The following is a 26,599-nucleotide window of genomic DNA, read 5'->3' as shown; positions in this document are numbered from 1 at the left end:
CAGACACACCGCAAAAACGAAAAAAGGCCGGGCAAACCCGACCTTCCCTTCCATCTCGACGAACCGTGCCAGTACATCCGTGGTCACGGTTCGGAGATGATATTTCTAACCTGTAGGGCTTAGATAGCCTGCAGGCGATCTGCCGACATCTTGCCGGAACGCTTGTCAGCTACGAGCTCGTAGGACAGCTTCTGGCCGTCCGTGAGGTCGCGCATGCCAGCGCGTTCAACTGCAGAGATGTGAACAAAAACGTCGGCAGCGCCGTCGTCAGGCTGAATGAAGCCGAAGCCCTTGGTTGCGTTGAACCACTTAACTGTACCTGTGCTCATGACGATATCCTTTTCAAATCGTACATAGAATATACACGCCGGCCAAAACCGAAGTGCGATGAAGACCGATTTTGGAGGAAGTTCGCCAGGAACGGCACGAGTGGCCGAAACAAAGTCCATCTAGCAAGATCGATGGCGAGCTTTTAATCGGAAATTGTGTCCAACGCAAGGCGCTTTTGGCAAGTCGTGCCGCAGGCGCCCCTTCGCCCCAAAAAGAATGTATGGAGGCAACGGCCCTAGATCATCGCGGCAACCTCAGGCCAGTTCGCAGACTGGCTCGGAATTGCCGCCGGCGCTGGGCCAGGCGGCAATCGGTCGATCGCGACAGAGAGGACCAATGGCAGCCTATGCCGCCTCCTTCGTGCCCGCATACGGATCAAACCGCCCGTAGAAGGTTTCGGCCTTGGCCGCCATGTCCCTCAACAGCGCCGTCGGTTCGAAGTGCTTCCCGTAGGAGGAAGCAAGCTTGTCGCAAAGCGCGACGAAGGTCTTCGCGCCCATGCCGTCGATGTAGGACAGGACGCCGCCGGTATAGGGCGCAAATCCGAAACCGAGGATAGAGCCGACGTCGGCTTCGCGGGGGTCGGTGACGATGCCTTCCTCAATGGTACGCGCGGCTTCCAGCGCGATCGTGACCAGGAAGCGCTGCTTCAGGACGGCGACGTCGATGTCGTCGGCCTTCTTCTGCGGATAGAAAGTCTTGAGTTCCGGCCAAAGCGACTTCTTGGCCGGTTTCGCCGGGTAATCGTAGAATCCCCTGCCGTTCTTGCGGCCGCGGCGGTCGAGGTCGTCGACCATCCTGTTGATGAGGGCAAGGTGCTTCGGATCGACGGCGGCTTCGCCGAGATCGGCGACGGTGGCCTTCAAGATCTTCTGGCTGAGATCGATCGCGACCTCGTCGTTCAGCGACAGCGGGCCGACCGGCATGCCGGCCATCTTGGCCGCATTCTCGATCATCGCGGCGGGAACGCCTTCGATCAGCATGTCGTAGGCTTCGTGGATATAGCGGAATACGCATCGGTTGACGAAGAAACCGCGCGTGTCATTGACGACAATCGGCGTTTTCCTGATGGCTGCGACATAATCGAGCGCGACCGCGAGTGCCGTGTCGCCCGTCTCCTTGCCGAGGATGACCTCCGTCAGCATCATCTTTTCAACCGGGGAGAAGAAGTGCACTCCAATGAAATCGGCCGGACGCCTCGAATTCTTCGCAAGACCCGAGATCGGCAGCGTGGAGGTGTTGGAGGCGAAGATCGCACCCTCCGGAAGCACCGCTTCGACAGCCTCGATGACGGCTTTCTTCACATCGCGATCTTCGAACACGGCTTCGATGACCAGGCTGACGTCCTTCAGATCCGTGTATTCGGCTGAAGGAGTGATGCGGGAAAGCAGTGCCGCGCCCTCATCCTGAGTAAGTCTTCCCTTACTGATTGAGTCCTTCACCAGGCCTTCGGACACGGATTTACCCTTGGTGGCCGCTTCGATGTCGCGGTCGACGAGCGTGACGGGAATGCCGGCGGCGGCAGTGACATAGGCGATCGATGCGCCCATGAAACCGGCGCCGACGACGCCGACCTTCCTGAACTCCGTCTTGGGAATGCCGGCGGGACGGCGAGCACCCTTGCCGAGCTCCTGCATGGAGATGAACAGCGAACGGATCATCGAGAAGGCTTCGGTGGTCTGCAGCACTTCGGTGAAATAGCGCTGTTCGATCTTCAAGGCCGTATCGAAGGGAACCTGCAGACCTTCGTAGACGCATTTCAGGATCGCCAGGGCGCCTGGATAATTGCCCGCAGTCTCGCGGCGCAGAATGGCCGGCGCTGCTGGCCACAGCTGGGCCGACGCCGGCGTCCAGATACCGCCGCCGGGCGCCTTGAACCCTCTTTCGTCCCAGGGGGCGACGGCCTTCAGACCGTCCTTGATCATCTGCTTGGCGGCCGGGATCAACTGATCAGGCTCGACCACCTGATGCACGAGGTTCATCGCCTTGGCGCGCGCGGCCGTCAAAGACTGGCCGGTCGTCATCATCTGCAAGGCAGACTGGGCGTCGGCCAGACGCGAGACGCGCTGCGTTCCGCCGGCACCCGGGAAGATGCCGACCTTGACCTCGGGAAGCGCGATCTTGACGCTCTTCGCATTCGAGGCGACGCGGCCATGGCAGGCGAGCGACATTTCGAGCGCGCCGCCCATGCAGGTTCCGTTGATCGCGGAAACCCACGGCTTGCCCGATGTTTCCAGCTTGCGAAACAGGCCAGTCATACGGCCGACGAGATCGAAAAGCTTCCGGGCGGCATTGTCCGGGTCCCTGACCTTCTCTTCGTTGAAGAAGGTGAACATCGATTTGATCATCGACAGATCGGCTCCACCGGAGAAGGTGGACTTGCCCGAGGTGACGACGACGCCCTTGACGGCGCTATCGGCAACCGTCTGGTCGATGATGGCGTCGAGCTCTTCCATCACGTCGGACGTGAAGACGTTCATGGACTTGCCGGGCATGTCCCAGGTGACGAGGGCGATGCCGTCTGCGTCGGTTTCGACGGTGAAATTGATGTAGGTGGTCATAGGGGGATTCCTCTTCCCTGAATTTCCCAAACAGTCAGAAGGCGCCGAGCAGGCAACAAACCAGACCAACGAGCAGAATAAGGAAAACCAGCATGCCGCGGTTTTCGATCCTCATCGCTTTGGCTCTCTCCTTCGTCACGACGTAGGCTGCATCTTCGGCGGCCTTCCTCATGTCCTTGTCGAGGTTGCGGAGTTCGAAGTGGCGCTTTGCCTCGTTTTGTCCCATTGGCTGATCTCGCTCGACGATCTCTTTAGACCCGTTCAATCACCGTTGCCGTGCCCATCCCCGCACCGATGCAGAGAGTGACCAGCGCGGTGTTGAGGTCGCGGCGTTCCAATTCGTCCAGCACCGTGCCGAGGATCATCGCGCCGGTAGCGCCGAGCGGATGACCCATGGCGATCGCGCCCCCATTGACGTTGATCTGGTCGTGCGGGATCGCGAAGGCCTGCATGTAGCGAAGCACCACGGCGGCAAAGGCTTCGTTGAGCTCGAAGAGATCGATGTCGTCGAGCGTCATGCCCGTACGCTTCAAAAGTTTCTCGGTGACGTCGACCGGCCCGGTCAGCATCAGCGCAGGATCGGAGCCGATGTTGGCGAAAGCCTTGATGCGGCCGCGTGGCTTCAGGCCCATGCTTTCGCCGCCGGCCTTCGAGCCGAGCAGGACAGCCGCCGCGCCATCGACGATGCCGGAGGAGTTGCCGGCATGATGCACATAGTTGATGCGCTCGATTTCCGGATGGGCCTGGATGCCAACGGCTTCGAAGCCGCCCATCTCGCCGGGCATCTGGAAGGAAGGGTTGAGCGATGCCAGCGCCTGCATGTCGGTGCCGGGGCGCATGTGCTCGTCGTGTGCAAGGATCGTCAGGCCATTCTGGTCCTTTACCGGGACGACCGAGTTCTTGAAGTAACCCTTCTCCCAGGCATTGGCGGCGCGCTTCTGGCTTTCGACGGCGTAGGCATCGACGTCGTCCCGGCTGAATCCGTATTTGGTGGCGATCAGGTCGGCCGAGACGCCCTGCGGCATGAAGTAGGCCGGAAAGTTGACCGAAGGATCCATGAACCAGGCGCCGCCGGACATGCCGAGGCCGACGCGGGACATGCTTTCGACTCCGCCGGCGATCACGATGTCATCTGCCCCCTGGGCGATCTTGCCGGCCGCGAAATTCACGGCATCGAGGCCGGACGCGCAGAAGCGGGAGATCTGCATGCCGGGCGCCCTGTGGGAATAACCTGCCTCGAACGCAGCGGCTTTCGGAATGACGGCGCCGGCATCCATGACTGGATCGACGCAGCCCATGATGATGTCATCGACTGTCGTTGTGTCGAGGCCATTGCGGTCGCGGATCGCCTCCAGGGTCCTGGCGGCGAGGCGCACCGACGGCACCTCGTGCAGCGAGCCGTCCTTCTTTCCCCGACCGCGCGGCGTACGGACGTGATCGTAAATGAAAACCTCGGTCATGTGTCTCGTCTCCCTATCGGCAGTGACGCCGGTGAATTCTGTGCGCATTTCCCTTCTCCCCTCGAGGAGAAGGTGGCCCCGAAGGGGTCGGATGAGAGGGCGACAGGTTCGGCCTTGCGGCCGCTCGCTCCTTCGTCGCACTCCCCCTCATCTGCCCTACCGGGCATCTTCTCCCCGCTGGGGAGAAGGGGACACTCACGTCAAAACGCGTCGGCGGCCAGCGTCATCATCGTTTCCGCGCCGGCCTCGATACGGACCTTGCGCAGCGCCGTCTCGGGCATGATGCGCTCCATGAAGAAGCGCGCGGTTATCAGCTTGTTTCGGAGAAAGCTCTCGCGCTCCGCGTCGCCGTTCGCAAGGCCATCCTCCGCAGCCTTCGCCATCTTCGCCCACATGTAGCCGAGGATGACCAGACCGAAGAGATGCATGTAGTCTGTCGAGCCGGCGCCGGCATTGTCGGGCTTCGCCATCGCATGCTGCATGAACCACATGGTTGCCGCCTGCACGTCGTTCAAGCCCTTCTTCAGGTTCTTGGTGAAGAAGCTCATTTGCTCGTCGTTGCGGTTTTCCTCGCAGAAATCGCCGATTTCCTTGAACAGCGCCATGACGGCGCGGCCGCCATTCTGGCCGAGCTTGCGGCCGACAAGGTCGAGCGCCTGGATGCCGTTGGCACCTTCGTAGATCATTGCGATGCGGGCATCGCGGACATACTGGCTCATGCCGTGTTCTTCGATGTAGCCGTGGCCGCCATAGACCTGCTGGGCCATGACCGCGTGGTCGAAGCCCTTGTCCGTCATCACGCCCTTGAGGATCGGCGTGACGAGACCGAGGATATCGTCGGCCGTCTGCCGCTCCTTCTCGTCGGCCGAGCGGTGGGCGACATCCGATTTCAGCGCGGTCCAGAGCAGGAAGGCGCGGCCGGCCTCGTTGAAGGCGCGGATGGTCATCAGCGTCCGACGAATATCGGGATGCACGATGATCGGATCGGCTTTCTTGTCTGGCGCCTTTGGGCCCGAAAGCGAGCGGCCCTGAATGCGCTCGCGCGCATAGTTGGCCGCATTCTGGTAGGCAATTTCGGAGATCGCCAGGCCCTGCAGGCCGACGCTGAGGCGCGCCTCGTTCATCATCACGAACATGGCATTGAGGCCGCGGTTCTCCGCGCCGATGAGAAAGCCGGTCGCCTCGTCGTAGTTCATGACGCAGGTGGCGTTGCCGTGGATGCCCATCTTGTGCTCGAGCGCGCCGCAGGAAACGGCATTGCGAGCGCCCGCAGCTCCATCATCCCCGACCATGAACTTCGGTACGATGAACAGCGAAATGCCCTTGGTTCCCTCGGGCGCACCCTCGATGCGGGCAAGAACCAGATGAACGATGTTGCCGGTCATGTCGTGCTCGCCGGCGGAGATGAAGATCTTCTGTCCGGAGATCTTGTAGCTGCCGTCCGCCTGCGGCACAGCCTTGGTGCGCAGGAGACCCAGGTCGGTGCCGCAATGAGGCTCCGTCAGGTTCATGGTGCCCGACCATTCGCCCGATACCATCTTCGGCAGGTAGGTCTTCTTCTGCTCGTCCGAGCCATGCACGACGATCGCGGCAATCGCGCCCTGCGTCAGGCCCGGATACATCATCAGGGACATATTGGCGGCCGAGGTATACTCGCCCACCGCGGCGTGCAGCGTATAAGGAAGGCCCTGGCCGCCGAATTCCTCGGGAACCGCGAGGCCGGTCCAGCCACCCTGGCAATAGCCGTCATAGGCTTCCTTGAAGCCCTTCGGTGCCGAAACCGAACCGTCGTCGTGACGAACGCAGCCTTCCTGGTCGCCGGAGTAGTTGAGCGGGAAAAGCACTTCCTCGGCAACCTTGCCTGCCTCGCCGAGAATGGCCTCGATCATGTCAGGCGTTGCGTCGGCAAAACCGGGCAGATTGTTGTAGCGTTCCAGACCCAACACGTCGTTCAGGACGAAAAGCGTGTCGTTAACCGGGGCCTTGTAGACTGGCATCGTTCGAATTCCTCCAATTCGGCACGCCGGACGACACCGGCATTTGCAAGTCTCTTACAAAATATTGACGTTTGCGTAAACGTCAAATTTTACGCCCTCGCGATTTTTGAGGGATTTTTCTCTCAGTTGTCGGAAGCGATCGGGTGGGAACGTCCTGTGACTGCCGCATATGTCGTTACGTCACCAAGGAGGAGGCAACCCAATGTCCAAGATCAGTTCAAATCTCTGGTTTGAGAAAGAAGTGCGCCAAGCCGTCGAATTTTATGTATCCGTCGTTCCAAACTCGTCGATGGGCCGATTGACTGTCCTGCCTGCCGAGACGCCGAGCGGACCTCCGGGCAGCGTCAAGATCATCGAATTCAAGCTTGGCGATCAGGATTTCACGGCCATGGAGGCCGGACCTCTCGACGCCTTCAACCATTCCTTCTCGATCTCGGTACAATGCGAAACCCAGGAAGAGATCGACCGGATTTGGAACGCCTTCCTGCAGAACGGTGGCGTGGAGGAACAGTGCGGCTGGCTCAGGGATCGCTGGGGCCTCTGCTGGCAGATCACGCCGCGCATGCTCGCCGACATGATCTCCGATCCGGATCGCGAGCGCGCCAAGCGGGCCACCGAAGCCATGCTCGGTATGGTCAAGCTCGACATCGCGAAGCTCCGCGAAGCCTATGGCTGAGGCGGCAACGGCGCAGGCAAGGAACAGTTGAAACGGCACATTATAAGGGTGCTATCTTTCCGCGAAAGCTGTGTATAGAAATCATCGAGACCTGATTTGACGGACACTCCATGACTTCGACCGCCGCTTTCTTTCGTTCCAGCTTGCTCATGCTTGCCATTGGCGTGCTGATATTGTTGGGCATTGTCGGCTCTTCTCTCTGGCTGGTGCAGACGAACCGGTCGGCGTCCGACGAGACCGCCTCGCTTCGGCGCGTGCGCAGTTCGATCGTCAATCTCCTGACGACTGTCCAGGATGCCGAAACGGGCCAGCGCGGCTTCCTTTTGGCGAACGACCCGGCTTATCTGGCCCCCTATACCAAAGCACTGGACAACCTCCCGGCGCGCAGGCAGGCGCTGATCGACAACGTATCGCAGCGTCCGAGCTACGCGTTGCAACTCGATGCGCTGAGCACAGCGATCGACGGCAAGATGCAGGAGCTGTCGACGACCGTTGCGCTGGCCAAGGACGGCAGGCTGCCGGAGGCGATTGCCGTGGTCCGCGACGACGCCGGCCGGGAATTCATGGACAAAGTCCGAACGATCCTCGGCGATTTCCTGCAGCAGACCGACGATCGCCTGCGTGTGCTTGTCGAAAAACAGCTTTCGGCGGCCAACAACCTGCAATGGGTGACGATCGGCGGTGCCGTGGCGATCCTGCTCGTGCTCGGCGGCGCGATCCTGATCATTGCCCAGCATGTCCGCGACCTTGCAAAGGCAACCGAGGAAGTCGAAATGCTCAATGTCGGGCTGGAGGCGCGCGTCAACGAGCGAACCCAGGACCTCATCCGCGCCAACCAGGAAATCCAGAAGTTCGCCTATATCGTGACCCACGACCTGCGCGCGCCGCTCGTCAACATCATGGGCTTTCTCAGCGAGCTGGACACGGCGATGAAAGCCGTTTCGACTTATATCCTTGCCGACGAAAAGGCTCCCAGCGCAGAGGAAATTCACGAAGCACGGCGAGCCGTCGAAGAGGATCTTCCGGAAGCGCTCGGCTTCATCCGCTCATCGACACGAAAGATGGATTCGCTGATCAACGCGATCCTGAAGATCTCCCGCGACGGACGACGCAAGCTGCAGCCGGATCGCATCGACCTCAAGGCCCTTATCGAAACGGCAGCGGCGAATGTTCACCACCAGATCCTGGAAGCCGGCGGCAGCGCCGAAGCGCGTGTCCGGGTGGGCAGCATCGTCACCGATCGCTTCTCCCTCGAACAGGCATTCGGGAACCTCTTCGACAACGCAGTAAAATACCAGATGCCGGGGCGTCCGCTGATGCTGAACATCGATGCGTATCCAGACGGCCCGGGGCGCATCCGAGTCGACGTCAAGGACAACGGCCGCGGTATTGCGCCGCAGGATCTCGAGCGCGTCTTCGAGCTGTTCCGCCGGGCCGGCGAGCAGGATCAGCGCGGCGAAGGCATCGGCCTTGCGCACGTCCGCTCGTTAATCCGAAATTTGGGCGGAGATATTACAGTCGAGTCCGAACTTGGTCGGGGCAGCACCTTCGTTCTGACTCTGCCGTCGGACCTCACCAAAATCGTACGGAGTGTGGAAGCATGAAAGCCACGGGCGAAGAAGTCACGATCATCATGATCGAGGATGACGAGGGGCATGCCCGCCTCATCGAAAAGAACGTGCGCCGCGCCGGCGTTCACAACGAGATCGTACCGTTCACCCTCGGCAAGAGCGCGCTCGACTACATTCTCGGTCCCAACCGCGACGGGACGCCCAGCAAGGATCGATACCTGCTCGTGCTTCTCGACCTCAATCTGCCTGACATGTCCGGCCTCGATATCCTCGCGCAGATCAAGGGCAACGAGCACACCCGGCGGCTGCCGGTCGTCGTGTTGACAACGACGGACGACGAGCGCGAGATCCAGAAGTGCTACGATCTCGGCGCGAACGTCTATATTACCAAGCCCGTGGACTATGATGGATTTGCAACGGCGATCCGCAACCTCGGTCTGTTCTTCTCCGTCATTCAAGTCCCCTAACGAGTAGCCAAAATCTGTGCGCATCCTTTACGTCGACGACGATCCGGCCCTCGCCCGCCTTGCTACGCGGGTTCTTGCGCGCAGCGATTTCGAAGTTGTTCATGCCCCGTCGATCGCGATCGGTCTGGAACTGTTTGCAGCAGAGCGGTTCGAGGCTGTCGTTCTTGACCACTATTTCGAGAACCAGACCGGCCTGAATTTTCTCGAGGCAATCGCCGAGATCGGAAGGCCGACGCCGGTGCTCTACGTCACCGGATCGAGCGATGCCGACGTGGCGATCAGGGCGCTCAAGGGCGGCGCTGCGGACTACGTCGTGAAAACGGCAACCGACGACTTCTTTCCCCTGCTCGTCAGCGCGCTGAACCAGGCGCTGGAGAATGCGCGCCTGCGCAGCGAGAAGGATGAGGCCGATCGGCAGCTCGTCGCCGCCAAGGAACGGGCGGAACTGCTGCTTTCGGAGATGAACCATCGCATCGCCAACAGTCTTTCCCTGGTTTCCGCGATGATCCGCATGCAGATGCAGATTGCGGGCAGCGAAGAGACCAGGATGGCGCTCGACGAAACCCAGAACCGCATCGCCGCAATCGCAGGCGTTCACCGCAGCCTCTACACCTCGGAGAATGTCGGCGAAGTGCAGTTGAACGTCTATCTTGGACCCTTGCTGGCCGAACTCGAGAGCACCAGTTCGGCTGCCCAAGGCATTTCGTTGAAGCCCGATCTTTGCGGGATTGCAACGTCTGCCGACCGGGCGGTAGCACTCGGTATCATATTGATCGAGCTTGTTACCAACGCGATGAAGTATGCCTATCCGGCGGGCACCGGCGAGGTGCGGATCGTCCTGCAATCGACAGCCGAGGGTGTCGCTTTCCTCTCTGTCGAAGACGACGGGATTGGATACGACCGCAATGGCGGACCAAAGGGAACCGGCCTCGGGACGCGCCTGATCAATGCAATGGCAACGACACTCGGGGCGGAGATCGCCTACGGCCGCGAAGGTAAGTCGTCAGGCACATACGTCACAATCCGCTGGCAGCAATAAGCCGCTGTTCCACATGACCGACGCGGTCCGGCGCGGCGGGGCGGCGTCTTCGACATGCCGTTGTTCGCCGGCCGTGGGGCTTTGACCGCCTTCTCCGAACCGACCGATACCGTCGCACAAGCGCGGATAAAGCCAACGATTTCAATGGAGTGCCCGTTTCTCACCGCAAAATTCCGCGACGGCGTTTGCATCTGCGCCAAGACACGCTAGATTTTGCTGGCTAACCGACGAAAAAGCTTGGGAGGAGCGATTTCATGAGACGGACGTGGCCTGAAGAGTTCAACTCCATCCTGAACGGCGCAGAAGAGGTCACATTCGACCTGCCGGCGATCGAGCATGAGGACGGATCACGCACCGAAGCGATCAGCCGCAAGGCCCTCAAGGTCAGCATGCCGATGGAGGACTACGAACGTATCTGGCCGCTGGCGGAGATGCGTTACAGGCTCGGCGGCAAGCTCGCGGGCAAAGCCATAACCCTCATCACCACAAACCCGCATTATCACCGCTGGCATCCGGCCGATGGCGGCAGCGTCGACAATGTCGCCGACAGCGGGCGTCGTTATACGACGAAGTACGTGACAGTGCATTTCCTGCTCGACGACGTCAGGGAGACGGCAGCGGCCTGAACCGCCGCCGCAATCTTCACGCCGCGTCCAATGCCTGTGTCAGATCGGCGATGAGGTCGTCCGGATGCTCGATGCCGATCGACAGGCGAAGGGTCGATTCCAGCACGCCGATACGCTGGCGGACGTCGGCCGGCACCCCGGAATGCGTCATCGTCGCGGGATGGCTCGCAAGCGATTCGGTGCCGCCGAGGCTGACTGCGAGCTTAAAAATCTGGAGCGCGTTCAGGAATTTGAACGATGCCGCCTGTCCGCCCTTGATGTCGAAGGAAAAGGTCGACCCGGCACCCGTGCACTGCGTCGCGAACGTTCGCCCGAGCGGCGAAGCCGCATCATGGTATGGCAGATAGTGGATCGCCTCGACTTTCGGATGAGCGTGCAGGAAATCCGCGACCGCGAGCGCATTGCTGTTTGCCCGCTCCATGCGGATCTGCAGTGTTTCCAACGAGCGGCCAAGCATCCAGCAGGAATGCGGATCGAGCTGCGTGCCGATCGCGCCGCGCAGAGCCTTTACCTGCTTCATCACAGCCTTGGGACCCATTGCCGCCCCGGCGATCAGATCGGAATGACCGCCCACGTACTTCGTCAGTGAATAGAGCGAAATATCGGCGCCATGCTCGATGGGCCGCTGGAAGACCGGGCCAAGCAGCGTGTTGTCGCAGGCGATGATGGGCGTATGTCCCTGCTTCCTGCCGATCGCATCGGCGACACGCCGGATCATCGCGACATCGACGAGGCTGTTTGTCGGGTTGGCCGGTGTTTCGATGAGGATCACCGATACGCGACCCTTTGCCATGGCCTCTTCCGCTGCCGCCTGAACCGACGTCTCGCTCACGCCGTCGGCAAAGCCGACAGCCTTGACACCGAGATTGAGGAACGTCTTCGCAAGCACCGTCTCGGTGCCGCCGTAGAGCGGCTGCGAGTGCAGCACGGCATCGCCGGGGCGGACAAACGCAAGCAGGGTCGTGGCAATTGCGGACATGCCGGAGGAGAAGAGCGCGCAACTCTCCGTCCGCTCGTAGACGGCCAGGCGGTCCTCGACGATTTCGCTGTTCGGATGATTGAAACGGGAATAGACGAGCCCTGCGCCCTTGCCTTCCGGTGGCTCCTTGCGCCCCGATACGTAGTCGAAGAAGTCCCGGCCGTCCTCGGCAGATTTGAATACGAAGGTCGAGGTCAGGAACACCGGCGGCTTGACGGCGCCTTCCGACAGTTCCGGATCGTAACCGTAGTTCAGCATCAGCGTTTCGGGATGCAATGCATGGTTGCCGATATGAGTTTTGGAGGGATGTGGCGCTGTCATTGTCGTCTCCTGCCTGGATGGATACGGATGAGGCTTGCAAATTATATCAGAATCCGGGGGCAGTTCTTGCTATTTGCCACGTGGCCGAGCCTTATGAAGCAACTTATTGCGGAGAATAGCGATTTATGACGCAGAAGATTGCAGACGATATGGATCGAAAGATCCTGAAGGTACTGATGAGCGACGCCCGCGTCGCCAACAATGAGCTCGCAGAGCGCGTCGGCTTGTCGGCCTCGGCCTGCCTCCGGCGACTGAGGCGACTGGAAGAGGCTGATATCATTCAAGGATATACCGCCGTCATTGATCCTGCGGTCGAAGGCTGGACGATGACGGCACTCGCCTCCGTCCGCCTCAGCCGCCAGCATGAAGATGAGATCAAAATGTTCGAAGATGCGGTGCGCGAATGGGACGAGGTGCTGGAATGTCACCTGGTCACCGGGTCGCGCGACTATGTGCTGAAGGTGATGAGTGCCGGTCTCGATCAATACGAGCGCTTCATCAAGGAGAAAATCGCCCGCCTCAAATGCGTCGATACGATCGAGACCAGCTTTGTGATGAACACGATCAAGGCGCGACGGATTTAACCGCGGTTCACAATTCTTTCGCGCCGCCAGTGGATCCGCATCCTGCCAGTCCCTAGTTCTCGGATGTAGCGAACCGGAGGAGCATGCTCATGACCGATTTTCCCTATCGCACGGCACTCATCGTCGGGGCCGGCCCCGGCATCAGCGCGTCACTCGCGCGGCAGCTCTCAGCGCGTGGCCTCAACGTCGCGTTGGCGGCACGTAGCGTCGACAAGCTGCGGGGGGTGGCAAACGATACTGGCGCGAAGGTCTTTGCCGCCGACGCGGCGCAGCCGGCATCGGTCGCCGCGCTCTTCGACGATGTCGCCGACGCGATCGGCGACCCCGATGTTGTCATCTACAACGCCAGCGGCAGGGTCCGCGGTCCCTTGACCGAGCTCGATCCCGTGGAGGTCCAGCAGGCAATTGCCGTCAGCGCGTTCGGCGGATTCCTGGTGTGCCAGCAGGCGGCAAGACGCATGATCCCGCGCGGCCGGGGTGCGATCCTGTTCACCGGCGCGACGGCGAGCATCAAGGGATTTTCCCAATCGGCAGCGTTCGCGATGGGCAAGTTCGCGCTTCGCGGCCTCGGGCAAAGCGCGGCTCGCGAACTCGGACCGAAGGGAATTCACGTCGCGCATTTCGTCATCGACGGCGCCATTCGATCCGCAATGCGAGCGGAAAACCCCGACAAGCCTGACGGCATGCTCGATCCGGACGCGATCGCACAATGCTATATCGACGTCCTGCTGCAGCACCGAAGCGCGTGGTCGCACGAGGTCGAGTTGAGGCCATGGACGGAATCCTTCTGACAACCGCCTGAGATTTTTCGCGCGGGCATTGCCGCATGCTACGGGGCGGGCAGATTTTTTGCGTTCTTTCGCTGGACCAAACCGCGCCGAAATTCATCAAAAATTAGAAAAATCTCACGCGAATTAACGGGTTGTTTACCACGTTTCGTGAAAGGTGCGTGTTGAGCAATGGCGGCTTGCATTCTTTGTTTCAAGTCTCGCGTTTTATGAATGCCGCTAAGTCGTACAGTTTGAGGAAAGCCTAATTGATTACTTCCTCATAAACGGCGCTCTCTGGTTCGCACTCCGGTGCGGCGCTGACGGAAAAGCCCAATGATCGACCCTGACGAGGGTTCGGACAGTCGAAGCGAGCAAGAAGATGAACGGATCGCGATCAAATTCCCCACGGCATTCCGACAGAGCGTCGCTCGATGCGCTGAACCGCACGATCGAAGGACTCGAAGCACGAATCGAGGGCCTGATCGGCAACAGCGTCCGTGACCAGCGGCCCCGCGCGGCGACGCCCGACCGCGAGACCTTATCCGACCCCTACGCCCTGCGCGCGCCTTACGCCGCTGCCGAGCCGCGGCCCGACCCGCTCGCTGAAATTCGTCAACGCCAGCGCATGATCGATGCAAATCGCGAACGCCCGGCAGTGCGCGAGCAGGCATCCTATGCGCAGCGCGAGCGAACTGAATATCAACGGCAATCCGCACCTTCTCATACTCCGGCTCCCGCATCCGAGCGGCCTGTCCCTGCGCCCCGCGCCGCGATGCCGCAGCCGGCGGCGCCTGCCGCCGCCCACCGCGGGTCCGAAGATACAATGACCGAAATCGCGCAGGCGCTGGTCAACCTGCGCCAGGATCTGAAGCGCGACATCTCCGAAGGCGTCACCCGCGAAATGGACGCGCTGCGCAGCGAGTTGCGAGAGATCACGACAAGCGCTGCGGGCGGCGGGCATTTCGCCAGCGACATTCATGCCGACATGGGTCGGCTTGCGGAAAGCATCAATCAGCTTGCGGGTCGTTCGCATACAGCCGACACGCACGGCCTGCGGGGCGAGTTCGAGGAACTGCGCTCACTGATGGACGGGCTGGCGCGAGAAAATTCGCTGCGTCACATGGAAGACCGCTGGGACGGCTTTGAAACGCAACTGCATGCGCTGGATACCGCTGGCCTGCAGGAAGAACTTGTGGCGCTTGCCTACCGTCTCGACGATATCAAGCGCCACATCGGCGGCATGGGCGAGAGCCCGGCTGTGCGTGCGCTCGAAGACAAGCTGATCTCCATTGCGACGGCCATGGAGCAGTTCGGCAGCATGATCCAGCCGCATGACCGGGCGATGTCCGAGCAGTTCGCTGCCGTAGACAGCCGTCTTGACGAGATCAGCCGGGCGATTGCCGCCACCGGCCGCGCCGCCGCCAGCGGCGACCCGGCCCTGATGCACCGTCTCGAGGGCCGGCTGAACGGCCTTGCGGAACAGATAGAACTGATGGGTCACAGCGTGGCCAGCCGCAGTGCGCCCGCCGACGACCTGGCCGACCGTCTGGAGGCACTGACAGCGCGCGTCGAGGAACTCGCCAGTGTCGAGGCAACCTCCCGCCTCGACGAACGGCTCGAACACCTCTCGTTCATGCTCGAGAAGAGCCAGAGAGCCGCACCGCAGCCGGAGCTGACCGGCGCGCTGGCCGATATTTCCCGCAAGATCGACGCGCTCGAAAGCGGCGCCGTCAACGATGTGCTCGCGCAGCGGCTCGATTATCTCGCCCGCCGCATCGACGAGATGGAATTCCAGCCGCTTCAGCCACTTGCTGCGCCGATCGACGATGGAGCCTTTCGGCGGATCGAAGGCCGGCTCAGCGACATCGCCGCGCGCCTCGACGAGAGCACAGCGGCACCGGCAAACGATTCTGCGGCCCTGCGCAATCTCGAAGATCAGATCGCCCATCTCTCGGCGCTGATGAGCGAACCGCGTGCGACGGCCGAGATTCCGGCCGACTTCGACCGCCGCATGGGCGCGATCGAAGACCATTTGGCGACCAGCGACGACTATATCGTCGAAGCGGCCCGCCAGGCAGCCGAGGCCGTCGTGGAAGCATATGTGCGCCACGGCAGCATGCAGGGCGGCGCTGCGTCCGCCGACATCTCGGCCCTCAATGCGCTTGCCGGCGATCTGCGCCACCTCGAGGATCTCAGCCGCAGCAGCGAGGAGCGTACGCACAAGACGTTCCAGGCGCTGCACGAAACCCTCGTCCAGATTGCCGACAGGCTCGACGACATGGAGAACCGCAGCGCCGGACCGGCTCCGCGGATGCCCGCTGCCAGCGTCGATTTCAATGTCGACCCCTATTCGTTGATCCCGGCGGGTGCCGAGGAGGCTGAGAAGCCGGCCGTGTTCGGCACCCGTGGAGCACCCACGATGCTCCACCACGATGTCAACCACGATGCGCCCGCAATGGCCGCAACCGAGACAAGTGCGCTTGCCATAGAGGCTGCCACCAAGCCCGCGCCGGCCACGGCGCAAGCAAGGGGAAGCCTGCTCGCGAGCCTCGGCAAGCGCCTGCTGCCGAGCAAGAAAGCCAAGGCGAGCGAACGCACGATCATCCATCCTGCGCCGTCGATCGACCCGATCGACGTGATGCCGCCGGAAGCAGCGAACGAACCGCTGGAGCCCGGTTCCGGCGCGCCCGACGTCAAGAAGATCCTCGAGCGCGTCCGCGCAAGCCAGAATGCCGCCAGGACCAATCCGAAGCCCGCAACCGACACGGACCGCGCCGACTACATTGCCGCCGCACGCCGCGCCGCACAGGCCGCGGCCCTGGAAGTGGACGCCGGCACGAAATCCGGCGCCCAAAAAGGCGAGAAGAAAGGCACGACCAAGGATCCGGCAAAAGGCGGCGCGTTCTCCCGCTTCCGCCGCCCGATCCTGCTCGCGGTCGGCGCCGTGCTGCTCGCGATCATGGCCTTCCCGCTGGCCCGGACCCTGACGAGCGGCGCGCCGGCTCCTTCCCTGGAAGTCGCGACGCTGACCGATGCGACCAACCAACAGCTTCCACCCGACAGCGAAACCGCGCCGGAGCCGAGCATGGCTCCTGCCCCGGTCGCCACTGCGCCTGAAGCTCCGGCTGCCGACATGCCCGCGCCGCCGCCCGCTGTTTCGACGCAATCGCCTCCGACCGGCGAACCTGCCGCAGCCGAGCACCTGACCGCCGCAACCCCGCTGGGCGGCGAAGATGCCACGACGCTTGCCCCCGCGGGTGCGCCGCAGGCTGCCTCCGGCTTCGTCTCGAAAGACAGCGCGCCGGCAACGGCTGCAATGGCAGCGCCGGCTGCATCGGCGATCGCGGTTCCGGATGCCGTCCAGCCGAAGTCGCTTGCCGATGCGGCAAGGAGCGGCGATCCGATGGCGTTGTTTGAAATCGGCGCGCGCTATAGCGATGGCCGTGCCGGCCTTCCCGCAGACCCGAAAGAGGCGGCAAACTGGTACCAGCTCGCAGCCGACAAGGGTTTTGCGCCCGCCGAATACCGTGTCGGCAGCATCTACGAGAAGGGCACCGGCGTCGCGCGCGACATCGACAAAGCCAAACAGTACTACGAACAGGCCGCCAACCAGGGCAACGCCAGCGCCATGCACAACCTCGCGGTCCTCTATGCCTCCGGCGCGCTCGGCAAGCAGGACTACGCGTCGGCTGCCAACTGGTTCACCAAGGCAGCCAACCTCGGCATCACCGACAGCCAGTTCAACCTGGCGATCCTCTGCGCCCGCGGCAACGGGGTGGCCCAGGACCTGACGGAATCCTACAAGTGGTTCGCGATAGCGGCCAAGGGTGGCGACAAGGATGCCTCCCAGAAGCGCGACGAAGTTGCGAACGCCATGAAGCCCGAGCAGCTCGAAAAGGCACGCGCCAAGGCCGACCTCTGGAAGGTCGCGCCGATGGACAACAAGACAAATGCGATCGACGTGCCCGACGAATGGGCCGGCGTTGCCACGAAGACATCGACTGTCGACATGAAGCGGGCGATCCGCAACATCCAGGCGATCCTGAACAACAACGGCTTCGACGCCGGTCAGCCGGACGGCGAGCTTGGCGCAAAGACCGTTGCCGCCATCAAGAGCTTCCAGAAGTCCATCGGCCAGGATCCCAGCGGCAAGATCAACGACGACACCGTGAAGGCGCTCCTCGCACGCAACAAGGCACCGGCGACGAAAGCCTAATTGGCGAGAACAATGCGAATCCCCGGCAGACCGGTGTCTGCCGGGGATTTTGTTTTGGCGGACCACGCGTCGGATATGGACGTCAATCCGGCATGAACATCGATCGGTGCGCCGCCACACCTGCCATGACACCGGCTGCCGATGCGAGCGTGGCATTGGCCATCGGCATGGCCGCATCGCCGGCGGCAAATACGCCGGCGACCGTCGTCCGCTGCAGGGAATCGACCCGAACGATCGGACCGGTCGGGCCATCATCGATGGCGCAACCAAGCTGTTCGGCCAGCGGGCTCGCAATATGCGTCTTCGGCGCGACGAACAGGGCGCCGAGCGGCACGATCGTTCCGTCCTCCAGAAGAACTGTTTCCAGATCGGGAGCATTGCCGCGCAGTTCCACGACGGGGCTGCGAACTATGGTCACCCCGCGCGCGGCCAGTAGGGCCGCCTGCTCCGCATCGGGCTCGAACCGTCCCTGGGTGAAATAGAAGGTTGGACCCCAGTCCGGAATGAGCTGGGCCTGGTGGACCGACATCGGGCTGCGCGCCAGCACGCCGAGCGGACGGTCGGCGACTTCATAGCCGTGGCAATAGGGGCAATGAAGGACGGTCTTGCCCCAACGCTCTTCAATTCCGGCAATGTCGGGCAACTCGTCGCGAACACCCGTTGCAAGCACGACGCGCGCAGCAAGCATCTGCCGGCCATCGGCAATGCCGATGCTGAATCGGTCGTTGTCCCGGCACGCCAGAACAGCCTCCCCTTTTATCTGAGTGACAGTGGGATAGGCGGCCAACTGACGCGACGCTTCGCCGATGATCGCAGCAGGCGTCCTTCCATCCTGGCCGAGAAAACCGTGCGAGGTCTCCGCAAAGCGATTGCGCGGCTTGCCGCCGTCGACAACCAGAACCTTGCGACGCGCGCGCGCCAGCTGCATGGCCGCGGATTGACCGGCAAAACTGCCGCCTATGACAATGACATCGTAAGACATGATCTTCTCCTTTTTCCGCATCTTCATATGTTACGAATTGCGAGATCGTCAATACACGTAACCTATCTTGTTACAGATGGCCTGTGAGGCTAGTGTGACGAGGGACAAGGAGTAACGCCTGATGAGACGGGACAGTCGCCTATCGCGCATGCTGCACGTGCTGATCCACATGGATCGCCACTACAAGCGCGCAACCTCGGATACGATTTCGAAAATGCTCGGCACGAACGCAGTCGTCGTTCGCCGCACCATGGCAGGTCTTCGGCAGCAGGGTTACGTTCGTTCCGAACAGGGCCACGGCGGCGGTTGGGAGCTGGCCCGCGGCCTCGATAAAATCACCCTGCTCGACATCTATCGGGCCATCGGCGAGCCGCCGCTGTTTGCCATCGGGCCGTCGGTCGATCAGCCCGACTGTCTTGTGGAACAGGCCGTCGATGCAAAACTCGACGATGCGTTGCGCGCCGCGGAAACGCTGTTGCTCGAACGCTTTCGTTCGGTGACCGTAGCCGAGATCGCCGCGGATTTCGACCGTCGCCTGCCCGGACACCAATGCAACGCTCATTGGGAACACCCGGGACCACCTGAAATTTAAGCGGAAGACACGGATCTTTGTCGGAAGGTGCTCAACGGCACTTGATCCACCGGCGAACGATCCTTTAAGCGTTGGTTACGCCGGGGAGGCGCTTCGCGTAGGGCAAGGACTTATCGCATGATGGAAATTTTCACGTCTGCCGGCCTGGTGGCGCTTTTGCAGGTCATTCTCATCGACCTGGTGCTGGCCGGCGACAATGCAGTGGTTATCGGCCTGGCGGCAGCGGGCCTCGCGCCTGACCAGCGGAAGAAGGCCATTCTGGTCGGCATCATTGCCGCCACCGTACTGCGCATCGCACTTGCTACCGTCACGGTGCAGCTTCTGGAAATCATCGGCCTGCTGCTCGCAGGCGGTATCCTTCTGCTCTGGGTGTGCTGGAAGATGTGGCGCGAGCTCCGGGCCGGCCAAGCCGCCGATGCAGACGGCTTGAATGCGGACGGGGTCCAGGCGCCGAGGAAATCCTTCATGCAGGCGGCCACCCAGATTGTCGTGGCCGACGTTTCCATGTCCCTCGACAACGTGCTTGCCGTGGCGGGCGCGGCCCGCGAGCACCCAACCATCCTCGTCATCGGCCTCGTCCTTTCGATCGCCATGATGGGTATCGCCGCCAATTTCATCGCCCGACTGCTGAACCGCTACCACTGGATCGCCTATGTCGGCCTGGCGATCATCCTCTATGTCGCTCTGCACATGATCTATCGCGGCGCGCTGGAGGTGTGGCCCCACGTTGCGCCTGTCGTCGCGGCCATGGGCTGAGAACGAGAACGACGGCCCCGCGGCAATTGCCGTCAGGGGCCGTTCACAAGCTTCAGAATGAGCGCCTGAATATTCCCGCCCTCGCTCATTTCGGTCCGGTCGAAATCGCGGCCAAGCTGGCGCTGCCTGGCAGACAGCTCGCCGAGGCGTTTCGTCAGATCCACCCTGATCTGGCGGCAATCGGGATCGTCCCGCGCCGACAGGCCGACGCTCATGGCCTCGATCTTCCTCACCATGTCGACAATGGTCTCGCCGTGAACCTTTTCATGCTTGCGGACGCCGTCGAGGAACGCGTCCCAGCTGTTTTTCAGCGGGCCGACCAGAGGAGCGGACGGTTTGGGCAGCGTGTAGAAGACGATGAGCTTCGGTTTGGCGGAGACGAGGACGCAAGCGTTGTTCTGGAGCTCGTATTTTCGGGTCCAGGTCAGCTTGAAGGTGGTGTGGGCAATGACGCGGGCCTGCCCTCCCCCGACCAGCGGCCCGTTTTCGCCTATCGAGCGATAGAGTTCGGAGCCTGAGCCGCCGGCGACCGGATAGGTCCGCACCTCCTCGATTGCCTGCCACTGCGCGAACGCCGTGGCGGGCGCTGCCGCGAGCGACAACCCCAGCAGAAAAAACCGAACGCCTGCCCTCACGCAACCCCCACACCATAAGTCGTCATCAGCCAGTCTAAGCGGCAGGTGCTCGGGTTTCAACCGCGCCGAACTCCGGTCTCGTTGCGCAACGACCTGTCCCACCGTGAAACAAAGGCGCTCAGCGTCGCCAGATTGTCACAGAACCTGAAAAAAGCCCGATTATTCAGAATCCATGGATGTTTAGAGGGCCACATGTCGCTGATCGAAAGCCTATGGCAACGATTTCGCCGTATCGTGCCCTATTCGAACGGGACGTGGGAACGCGCCTGCCCGCCGGGCAGCTCGCAAATCGGGGTCGGCTGTGACAATCTATCTGCCCATTGCAGAATTGTCGGTGAACATTTTCATCATTCTCGGCATGGGTGCGGCCGTCGGCTTCCTGTCCGGCATGTTCGGTGTGGGCGGAGGGTTTCTGATCACGCCGCTGCTGATCTTTTACAACATTCCGCCGGTGGTCGCCGTCGCGACGGGCGCGAACCAGGTGGTTGCCTCTTCCATATCAGGCGCCATCACCCATTTCCGGCGTGGCACGCTCGACGTGAAACTGGGGTCGGTGCTGCTGGTGGGCGGCCTTTCGGGCGCCACGGTGGGAATCTGGATCTTTTCGCTGCTGCGACGTCTCGGCCAGCTCGATCTCTTCATCTCGCTGCTCTATGTCGTATTCCTCGGCACCGTCGGTGGCCTGATGCTGCTCGAAAGCGTGAACGCGATGCGCCGCGCGTCAAAGAACATCCCGCCGGCAGCCCGCAAGCCTGGCCATCACCACTGGGTGCACCGCCTGCCGCTGAAGATGCGGTTCAAGAAATCGAAGATCTTCCTCAGCGTCATCCCCATCGTGGCGCTCGGTTTCGGGATCGGCATCCTGACCTCGGTCATGGGCGTCGGCGGCGGCTTCATCATGGTGCCGGCGATGATTTATCTCCTGCGCATTCCAACGAACGTCGTTGTCGGAACGTCGCTGTTCCAGATCATCTTCGTGACGGCCTATACGACGGTCGTGCAGGCGGCCACGAACTTTTCTGTCGACATCGTGCTTGCCTTCATCCTCATGCTCGCCGGCGTGATCGGCGCCCAGTACGGCGTTCGCGTCGGGCAGAAGCTGCGCGGCGAACAGCTGCGTGCGCTGCTGGGGCTTCTAGTGCTGGCGGTCGGCCTTCGCCTGGCCGTGGCGCTGGTCGTGACGCCTACGGATATCTATTCCGTGGTCATGGGAGGCAACTGATGCGCGCGGTCCTGTTCGCCCTCTCCCTGCCTCTCCTGCTGCTGCCGGGTGGCGCCGGTGCACAGATGATGCTGCCCGGCCCGACGTCGCAGACCGTCGCCGAAGGGCTCGAGATCGGTACGTCGACCAGCGAAATCGCCATCACCTCGGATTTCCACGGTGCCGACCTGACGGTCTTCGGTGCCGTGACCAACACCGACAGCCTGCTCCTCGCCATCGGGCAATACGATGTCATCGTGGTGCTGGAGGGGCCTCGTGAAGACGCGACGGTGCGCAAGAAGGAACGCGTCTTCGGGATCTGGATCAACACGCGATCGATGACCTTCGAAGCTGTCCCGCATTCCTATTCGATGTCGAGTTCGCGGATGCTGGACGATCTGACCACGCCTCTCGACCTCACGGACCAGGGAATCGGGATCGACCACATTCCGCTGACGCCCATCGGTTTCGTCGGCAATGCCAGCAATCTCGGCGAGTTCCGGGAGGCTTTCCGCAGGCTGCAGGAAAGGGGCGGCCTCTACGACCGGGATCCCAGCGGCGTGCGATTCGTCAGCTCCAACCTCTTCAAGGCGAGCCTGCGCCTGCCGGCGAATATACCGAACGGCGTTCACATCGTGCGGGCCTATCTCTTCAAAAGCGGCAAGTTCGTTATCGAAAAATCGGTACCGCTTCGCGTCATCAAAACGGGGATCGAGCAGACGATCACCGATGCCGCGCATGAGCAGCCCATCGCCTATGGGATGTTTTCGGTGCTTCTGGCGCTGGTGACCGGCTGGGGGGCGAGCGTGGTGTTCCGCAAGGAATGATCAGGCCGATTTCTTCTTGGCGGCGACCACGTCGAGATAGGCTTCGGTCAGGCGGCCGAGCACCGACGGCGTGCCGGGCGGCAGCTGCTTGCCGAGATGTTTCGCTCTGAGCTCATCCATGAAATCCTCCCAGAGCGCCGGGCCGCCATCCTCCAAAAGCTCCGCTCGGATGGAGAGTTCTTCGGAAACCGGCAGGTGCTTGCGGCCCCAGGCGCCCATGTGGGCGAAGAGCGGCACCAGATCGATTGCCATTTCCGTCAGGCTGTAGATGGCCTTCTGCTTGTGCGTCGGGTCGTCGCTGCGGGTGAGGAGCCCCTTATCGAGGAGGCGGCGCAGGCGATCGGCGAGGATGTTGGATGCGATCCCCTCCTGCGAGTTCTGCAGCAGCTCGCGAAAGTGACGCCGGCTGCCGAACATGATGTCGCGAATGACGATCAGACTCCATCGATCGCCCAGGATCTCCAGCGTCAGGTTGATCGGGCAGCCCGACCGATGAGACTCATCCATTCATTCTCTCCAAAACTGCTTGCATTTTGCCATCGGTCGATCTAGCAATCAACCGATTGCTAAATGCAATCGGTTATTGCATGTTGTTGCTTGAGGATCGAAGGGAGGAAGAAGAATGAGAAAGCTCGTCGTCTGGAATCTGATGACACTCGATGGCTATTTCGAGGGCTCGAAGCCCTGGGACATAGATTTCCACAATCTCGCCTGGGGGCCCGAGCTGCAGAAATACTCCGAGCAACTTGGCGAGGAAGGCGACCTGCTGGTATTCGGGCGCAAGACCTACGAGGGAATGGCTTCCTATTGGCCGACGGCGGAAGGCGAGGGGAACGTCAAGGCGTACATGAACGGCATCGCCAAGATTGCGGTGTCGCGGACGATGAAAGACGCCGAGTGGAACAACACCCGCGTCGTCAACGATCCCATCGCGGAATTCAGAAGACTGAAGGCCGAAGACGGGAAGACGATCTTCATCTTCGGCAGCGCCGAGCTCGCCGACTCCCTGCTCAAGGAAGGGCTGATCGATGAGGTCCGGCTCTGCCTCGTGCCTGTGATCCTCGGCGGCGGAAATCCGCATTTCAAACCGGCAACGGAAGCGCGACCGCTGAGGCTGCTCGAATCGTCCGTGACCCAGAAGGGCGCGGTGATCCTGCGCTACGAGCCGGTCAACGACACGGTGTGACAGGATCGCAGCGGGCGGACTGCACCGTCGTCGAGCGGTCGGCCGGACTGGTCCCCAGACTCCTGCCGCGGCATGAACACAAGTTCGCCTTTGTCTAAAAACCAGCCATTAATATTTACCAGTTAGTCATCTCTCGGAAACGAGAGATTCCTAGTAATGCGTATCCGTACTCTCCTCGTCCTTGGGCTTCTGGCGCTCGTTGCCGGCTGTGCCACGGCGCCCCGCCAGACCAGGAACATTTGCGCTGTTTTCGAGCAGCGCGACGGCTTGTTCACCAACTGGCAGCGCGCCGCGGAGCGCGCCGAAAAGAAATACGGCGTTCCCGTGCCGATCCTGATGGCGACGATGTACACGGAGTCAGGTTTCCAGCCGAATGCGCGGCCGCCGCGCACCAAGCTCTTCGGGTTTATTCCATGGACACGGCAATCGACCGCCTACGGGTATTCGCAGGCACTCGACGGAACCTGGGATCACTATCAATCCGCCACCGGCAACTGGGCGGCGCGGCGCACCAACTTTTCGGACGCTATCGATTTCATCGGCTGGTATCATTACCAGAACGGCCAGATCACGGGCATTCAGCTGAACGACGCCTACAGCCTCTATCTGGCCTACTATTCCGGTCCGAAGGGCTACATGCGCGGCGACTGGCGCTCGAACGCGCAGTTGCAGAAGACGGCGCAAAAGTTCGCCAACATGGCGGCGTCGTATCAGCAGCAATTGCAAAGCTGCAACTGAACCCGTTCTGATGCGCTGGCGGTTTTTCCCGCCAGCGCGCTTCCCGGTGCTCGATCGAGTGAAGAACTAAACTCTATCGGGTTCAGGCTGCCTGGGCTGGCTTGTCGATCGGATGCTGCGAGCGGAAGCCGACAGCCAGCCGATTCCAGATGTTGATGGCGCCGATGGCGACGGTGATCTTGGTGATCTCCTCTTCGCTGAAGTGGGCCTTGAGCACCTCGAAGTCGGCATCCGGCGCACCCGTTTCGGCAATCTTCGTCACCGCGTCGACCCAGCCGAGCAGCGCGCGCTCGCGGGCATCGTAGACGGGCGATTCACGCCAGACGCACATCAGGTTGATCCATTGCTCGGACAGACCGTCGTGGCGGGATTCCTTGACATGCATGTCCACGCAATAGGCGCAGCCGTTGATCTGCGATGCGCGCAGCTTGATGAGGTGGATGAAGCGGCGCTCAAGACCCGAGGTCTGGACGAATTCCTCCAGGGCGGCCACGGCCTTGTAGGAAGCGGGCGACGCCTTGGCGAAGTTGAAACGCTGTTGCATGGGTAGTCTCCTCTTTGTTGTGGCTCAACGAGCCGTTCTGCGTTCGTGAATGTCCAGGAAGGCGCAGCTTCGTGCTGCGATCGTCCCGTCGTCGATGGTGGCGAGTTCGGCGCCGACATCGGCAATGGTGGTCTTCGCAAGCTCGGCGCGATAGACGCGCTCGGCCCTGTGCATGGCTGAGGCGATATTGCATGGCTTGGCGAAGAAGCGGTCCGGCGCCGGGTTCGGTCCCCGCTGCCGGATTTCGTTGCAGCGAAAGGCCGGCGCCGGCCCTTCGACGGCGAGCACGATGTCGAGCAGCGTGATCTCCTCGGGCGTCCTAGCCAGCCGATAGCCTCCCCTCGGGCCGGGTACCGTGGCAAGGATGCCGGCACCCGAAAGCGCCTGCAGGTGCTTCAGCAGATAGCTCGTGGAGACGCCGTGAAACTCCGCCAATGCCGCAGCCGACAGCACGCCACCCTCGGAAAGACCCGAAAGCATTGCAACACTGTGAATGGCCTGCTCGACACCGTCGCCAAATTTCATGGAAGCATCTCCTCAATTCGTGGATAAAATTTATCCACGATAAGTGATGTTGTCAAGCGCTTTCGGTTTTGAGAGGGGTCTGTCAGTCCGGCCATCTCATATAAGACATTCGAACGATCCCCCGCGGGGTTGTGAAGCGGGATGGATTCGCTAAAGTCGAGGCGTAATGCGAAAACAAATTCCAAAAAGGGAACAGCAATGAAAAAGACAGTTTTCCTCGCAGCGGCTGCGCTGCTTGCCACGACGCATCTGGCGTCGGCCGAGGATACGATCCGGATTGCCACCGAAGGCGCATATCCTCCCTTCAATTTTGTTGAATCGGACGGCAGCCTGAAGGGCCTCGACGTCGATATGGCCAACGCGCTGTGCGACGAGATGAAGGCGAAATGCACGATCGTCGCACAGGACTGGGACGGCATCATTCCGGGCCTGCTCGCCAAGAAATATGACGCGATCATCGCCTCGATGAGCATTACCGAAGAGCGCAAGAAGCAGATCGACTTCTCCAACAAGTACTACACGACCCCTCTCGCGGTTGCGGTCCCGAAGGACAGCGCACTCAAGGGCGTCAGCGTCGAAGACATGAAGGGCAAGGTCGTCGGCGCCCAGGCGTCCACGACACAGGCCGATTATCTCAACGACGTCTACGCCAAGGGCGGCGCGGAAGCCAAGATGTACCCGACGCAGGACGAAGCGGTCGCCGATCTGCAGAACGGCAGAATGGACGCGCTGATCTCCGACAAGTTCGTGGTGGTCGACTGGCTGAACAAGGCCGGCAAGGATTGCTGCAAGCTTCTCGGCGACGTTCCGGGCACGGAAACGCAGGCCGGCATCGGCCTGCGCCAGGGCGAACCGGAACTCAAGGAACGCTTCAACAAGGCGATCGACGCATTGGTGGCCAACGGCACCTACCAGAAGATCACCAAGAAGTATTTCCCCTTCGATATCTACTGATAGTCCACTCAATCGCATGGTGCGGAGGCATCAGGCCCCCGCACCATTTTTTGATCGCTAAG

26 protein-coding genes are annotated in these 26,599 nt (G+C 61.5%); 15 read left to right on the top strand and 11 right to left on the bottom strand.

The genetic code is table 11. The features are described 5' to 3' along the window. Nucleotides 1-119 precede the first annotated feature (119 nt). The 5 genes from ASC97_RS00345 to ASC97_RS00325 all read right to left on the bottom strand — a co-directional run bounded on the left by ASC97_RS00345 (nt 120) and on the right by ASC97_RS00325 (nt 6,348). Nucleotides 120-329, bottom strand: coding sequence for a cold-shock protein (locus ASC97_RS00345; RefSeq protein WP_037060969.1), 210 nt, complete (start codon nt 327-329; stop codon nt 120-122). Nucleotides 330-674: 345 nt separating this feature from the next. Then, a complete protein-coding gene (locus ASC97_RS00340; protein ID WP_057466378.1) occupies nt 675-2,891 on the bottom strand; it encodes a 3-hydroxyacyl-CoA dehydrogenase NAD-binding domain-containing protein in 2,217 nt (738 codons plus the stop codon). A gap of 34 nt (nt 2,892-2,925) precedes the next feature. Further along, nucleotides 2,926-3,117 carry a hypothetical protein gene (locus tag ASC97_RS00335; RefSeq protein ID WP_057466377.1) on the bottom strand — a complete coding sequence of 64 codons (192 nt, stop codon included), beginning with the start codon at nt 3,115-3,117 and terminating at the stop codon, nt 2,926-2,928. A 25-nt stretch (nt 3,118-3,142) separates the two neighbouring features. After that, on the bottom strand, nt 3,143-4,351 hold the full coding sequence (locus tag ASC97_RS00330) for an acetyl-CoA C-acetyltransferase (RefSeq protein WP_057466952.1): 1,209 nt from the start codon (nt 4,349-4,351) through the stop codon (nt 3,143-3,145). Between the two features lie 200 nt (nt 4,352-4,551). Then, the gene (locus tag ASC97_RS00325) at nt 4,552-6,348 is read right to left on the bottom strand and encodes an acyl-CoA dehydrogenase C-terminal domain-containing protein (RefSeq protein ID WP_057466376.1); all 1,797 of its coding nucleotides are present in this window, start codon (nt 6,346-6,348) and stop codon (nt 4,552-4,554) included. A gap of 202 nt (nt 6,349-6,550) precedes the next feature. Between ASC97_RS00325 and ASC97_RS00320 the strand changes: the two genes are divergently transcribed. From ASC97_RS00320 to ASC97_RS00300, 5 genes are all read left to right on the top strand, one after another. Further along, on the top strand, nt 6,551-7,024 hold the full coding sequence (locus ASC97_RS00320) for a VOC family protein (protein ID WP_057466375.1): 474 nt from the start codon (nt 6,551-6,553) through the stop codon (nt 7,022-7,024). A 110-nt stretch (nt 7,025-7,134) separates the two neighbouring features. Beyond that, nucleotides 7,135-8,628: a sensor histidine kinase gene (locus ASC97_RS00315; RefSeq protein WP_113001231.1), complete on the top strand. Its 1,494-nt coding sequence runs from the start codon at nt 7,135-7,137 to the stop codon at nt 8,626-8,628. Next, on the top strand, nt 8,625-9,062 hold the full coding sequence (locus tag ASC97_RS00310) for a response regulator (protein ID WP_057466374.1): 438 nt from the start codon (nt 8,625-8,627) through the stop codon (nt 9,060-9,062). The genes ASC97_RS00315 and ASC97_RS00310 overlap by 4 nt, the downstream gene beginning before the upstream one ends. Nucleotides 9,063-9,078: 16 nt before the next feature. Then, nucleotides 9,079-10,101 carry a sensor histidine kinase gene (locus ASC97_RS00305; RefSeq protein WP_057466373.1) on the top strand — a complete coding sequence of 341 codons (1,023 nt, stop codon included), beginning with the start codon at nt 9,079-9,081 and terminating at the stop codon, nt 10,099-10,101. 254 nt (nt 10,102-10,355) lie between these two features. Next, on the top strand, nt 10,356-10,727 hold the full coding sequence (locus tag ASC97_RS00300) for a hypothetical protein (protein WP_057466372.1): 372 nt from the start codon (nt 10,356-10,358) through the stop codon (nt 10,725-10,727). Between the two features lie 16 nt (nt 10,728-10,743). Here ASC97_RS00300 and ASC97_RS00295 read toward each other — a convergent pair whose 3' ends face one another. Continuing rightward, nucleotides 10,744-12,027: a cystathionine gamma-synthase family protein gene (locus tag ASC97_RS00295; protein WP_057466371.1), complete on the bottom strand. Its 1,284-nt coding sequence runs from the start codon at nt 12,025-12,027 to the stop codon at nt 10,744-10,746. A 125-nt stretch (nt 12,028-12,152) separates the two neighbouring features. Here ASC97_RS00295 and ASC97_RS00290 point away from each other — a divergent pair, with 125 nt between their 5' ends. From ASC97_RS00290 to ASC97_RS00280, 3 genes are all read left to right on the top strand, one after another. Beyond that, entirely contained in the window at nt 12,153-12,611 is a 459-nt protein-coding gene (locus ASC97_RS00290) for an Lrp/AsnC family transcriptional regulator (protein ID WP_057466370.1), read from the top strand. A gap of 89 nt (nt 12,612-12,700) precedes the next feature. Beyond that, nucleotides 12,701-13,402, top strand: a complete 702-nt coding sequence (locus ASC97_RS00285; protein WP_057466950.1) for an SDR family NAD(P)-dependent oxidoreductase — start codon at nt 12,701-12,703, stop codon at nt 13,400-13,402. 358 nt (nt 13,403-13,760) lie between these two features. Next, nucleotides 13,761-17,597: an SEL1-like repeat protein gene (locus tag ASC97_RS00280; RefSeq protein ID WP_057466369.1), complete on the top strand. Its 3,837-nt coding sequence runs from the start codon at nt 13,761-13,763 to the stop codon at nt 17,595-17,597. An 82-nt stretch (nt 17,598-17,679) separates the two neighbouring features. Here ASC97_RS00280 and ASC97_RS00275 read toward each other — a convergent pair whose 3' ends face one another. Further along, entirely contained in the window at nt 17,680-18,579 is a 900-nt protein-coding gene (locus ASC97_RS00275) for an NAD(P)/FAD-dependent oxidoreductase (protein ID WP_057466949.1), read from the bottom strand. Nucleotides 18,580-18,700: 121 nt separating this feature from the next. Here ASC97_RS00275 and ASC97_RS00270 point away from each other — a divergent pair, with 121 nt between their 5' ends. Both ASC97_RS00270 and ASC97_RS00265 read left to right on the top strand, forming a co-directional pair. Continuing rightward, entirely contained in the window at nt 18,701-19,171 is a 471-nt protein-coding gene (locus ASC97_RS00270; RefSeq protein ID WP_057466368.1) for an Rrf2 family transcriptional regulator, read from the top strand. 120 nt (nt 19,172-19,291) lie between these two features. Beyond that, a complete protein-coding gene (locus ASC97_RS00265) occupies nt 19,292-19,927 on the top strand; it encodes a TerC family protein (protein WP_057466948.1) in 636 nt (211 codons plus the stop codon). A gap of 32 nt (nt 19,928-19,959) precedes the next feature. Here the strand turns inward: ASC97_RS00265 and ASC97_RS00260 are convergent, their stop codons facing one another. Next, nucleotides 19,960-20,562, bottom strand: a complete 603-nt coding sequence (locus ASC97_RS00260; protein WP_082529844.1) for a DUF922 domain-containing Zn-dependent protease — start codon at nt 20,560-20,562, stop codon at nt 19,960-19,962. Nucleotides 20,563-20,863: 301 nt separating this feature from the next. Between ASC97_RS00260 and ASC97_RS00255 the strand changes: the two genes are divergently transcribed. Together ASC97_RS00255 and ASC97_RS00250 are read left to right on the top strand one after the other, a co-directional pair. Beyond that, the gene (locus ASC97_RS00255; RefSeq protein ID WP_057466367.1) at nt 20,864-21,784 is read left to right on the top strand and encodes a sulfite exporter TauE/SafE family protein; all 921 of its coding nucleotides are present in this window, start codon (nt 20,864-20,866) and stop codon (nt 21,782-21,784) included. Continuing rightward, nucleotides 21,784-22,590 carry a TIGR02186 family protein gene (locus ASC97_RS00250; RefSeq protein ID WP_057466366.1) on the top strand — a complete coding sequence of 269 codons (807 nt, stop codon included), beginning with the start codon at nt 21,784-21,786 and terminating at the stop codon, nt 22,588-22,590. The genes ASC97_RS00255 and ASC97_RS00250 overlap by 1 nt, the downstream gene beginning before the upstream one ends. On the opposite strand, the gene ASC97_RS00245 is transcribed toward ASC97_RS00250, so the two are convergent. After that, entirely contained in the window at nt 22,591-23,097 is a 507-nt protein-coding gene (locus ASC97_RS00245) for a winged helix-turn-helix transcriptional regulator (RefSeq protein ID WP_057466365.1), read from the bottom strand. It lies immediately after the preceding gene. Between the two features lie 115 nt (nt 23,098-23,212). Between ASC97_RS00245 and ASC97_RS00240 the strand changes: the two genes are divergently transcribed. Together ASC97_RS00240 and ASC97_RS00235 are read left to right on the top strand one after the other, a co-directional pair. Next, the gene (locus ASC97_RS00240; RefSeq protein ID WP_057466364.1) at nt 23,213-23,776 is read left to right on the top strand and encodes a dihydrofolate reductase family protein; all 564 of its coding nucleotides are present in this window, start codon (nt 23,213-23,215) and stop codon (nt 23,774-23,776) included. 156 nt (nt 23,777-23,932) lie between these two features. Beyond that, nucleotides 23,933-24,514, top strand: coding sequence for a transglycosylase SLT domain-containing protein (locus tag ASC97_RS00235; protein WP_057466363.1), 582 nt, complete (start codon nt 23,933-23,935; stop codon nt 24,512-24,514). Between the two features lie 82 nt (nt 24,515-24,596). Here the strand turns inward: ASC97_RS00235 and ASC97_RS00230 are convergent, their stop codons facing one another. Both ASC97_RS00230 and ASC97_RS00225 read right to left on the bottom strand, forming a co-directional pair. Next, entirely contained in the window at nt 24,597-25,058 is a 462-nt protein-coding gene (locus ASC97_RS00230) for a carboxymuconolactone decarboxylase family protein (protein ID WP_057466362.1), read from the bottom strand. A 24-nt stretch (nt 25,059-25,082) separates the two neighbouring features. Then, complete coding sequence (locus tag ASC97_RS00225; protein WP_057466361.1) at nt 25,083-25,583, bottom strand: RrF2 family transcriptional regulator; 501 nt, start codon at nt 25,581-25,583, stop codon at nt 25,083-25,085. 198 nt (nt 25,584-25,781) lie between these two features. Here ASC97_RS00225 and ASC97_RS00220 point away from each other — a divergent pair, with 198 nt between their 5' ends. After that, the gene (locus tag ASC97_RS00220) at nt 25,782-26,537 is read left to right on the top strand and encodes an ABC transporter substrate-binding protein (RefSeq protein ID WP_057466360.1); all 756 of its coding nucleotides are present in this window, start codon (nt 25,782-25,784) and stop codon (nt 26,535-26,537) included. Nucleotides 26,538-26,599: the final 62 nt, after the last annotated feature.

The organism is Rhizobium sp. Root1203 (assembly GCF_001424945.1).
Taxonomy (GTDB): domain Bacteria; phylum Pseudomonadota; class Alphaproteobacteria; order Rhizobiales; family Rhizobiaceae; genus Rhizobium.
This window is presented reverse-complemented; position numbering and strand designations above follow the sequence as displayed.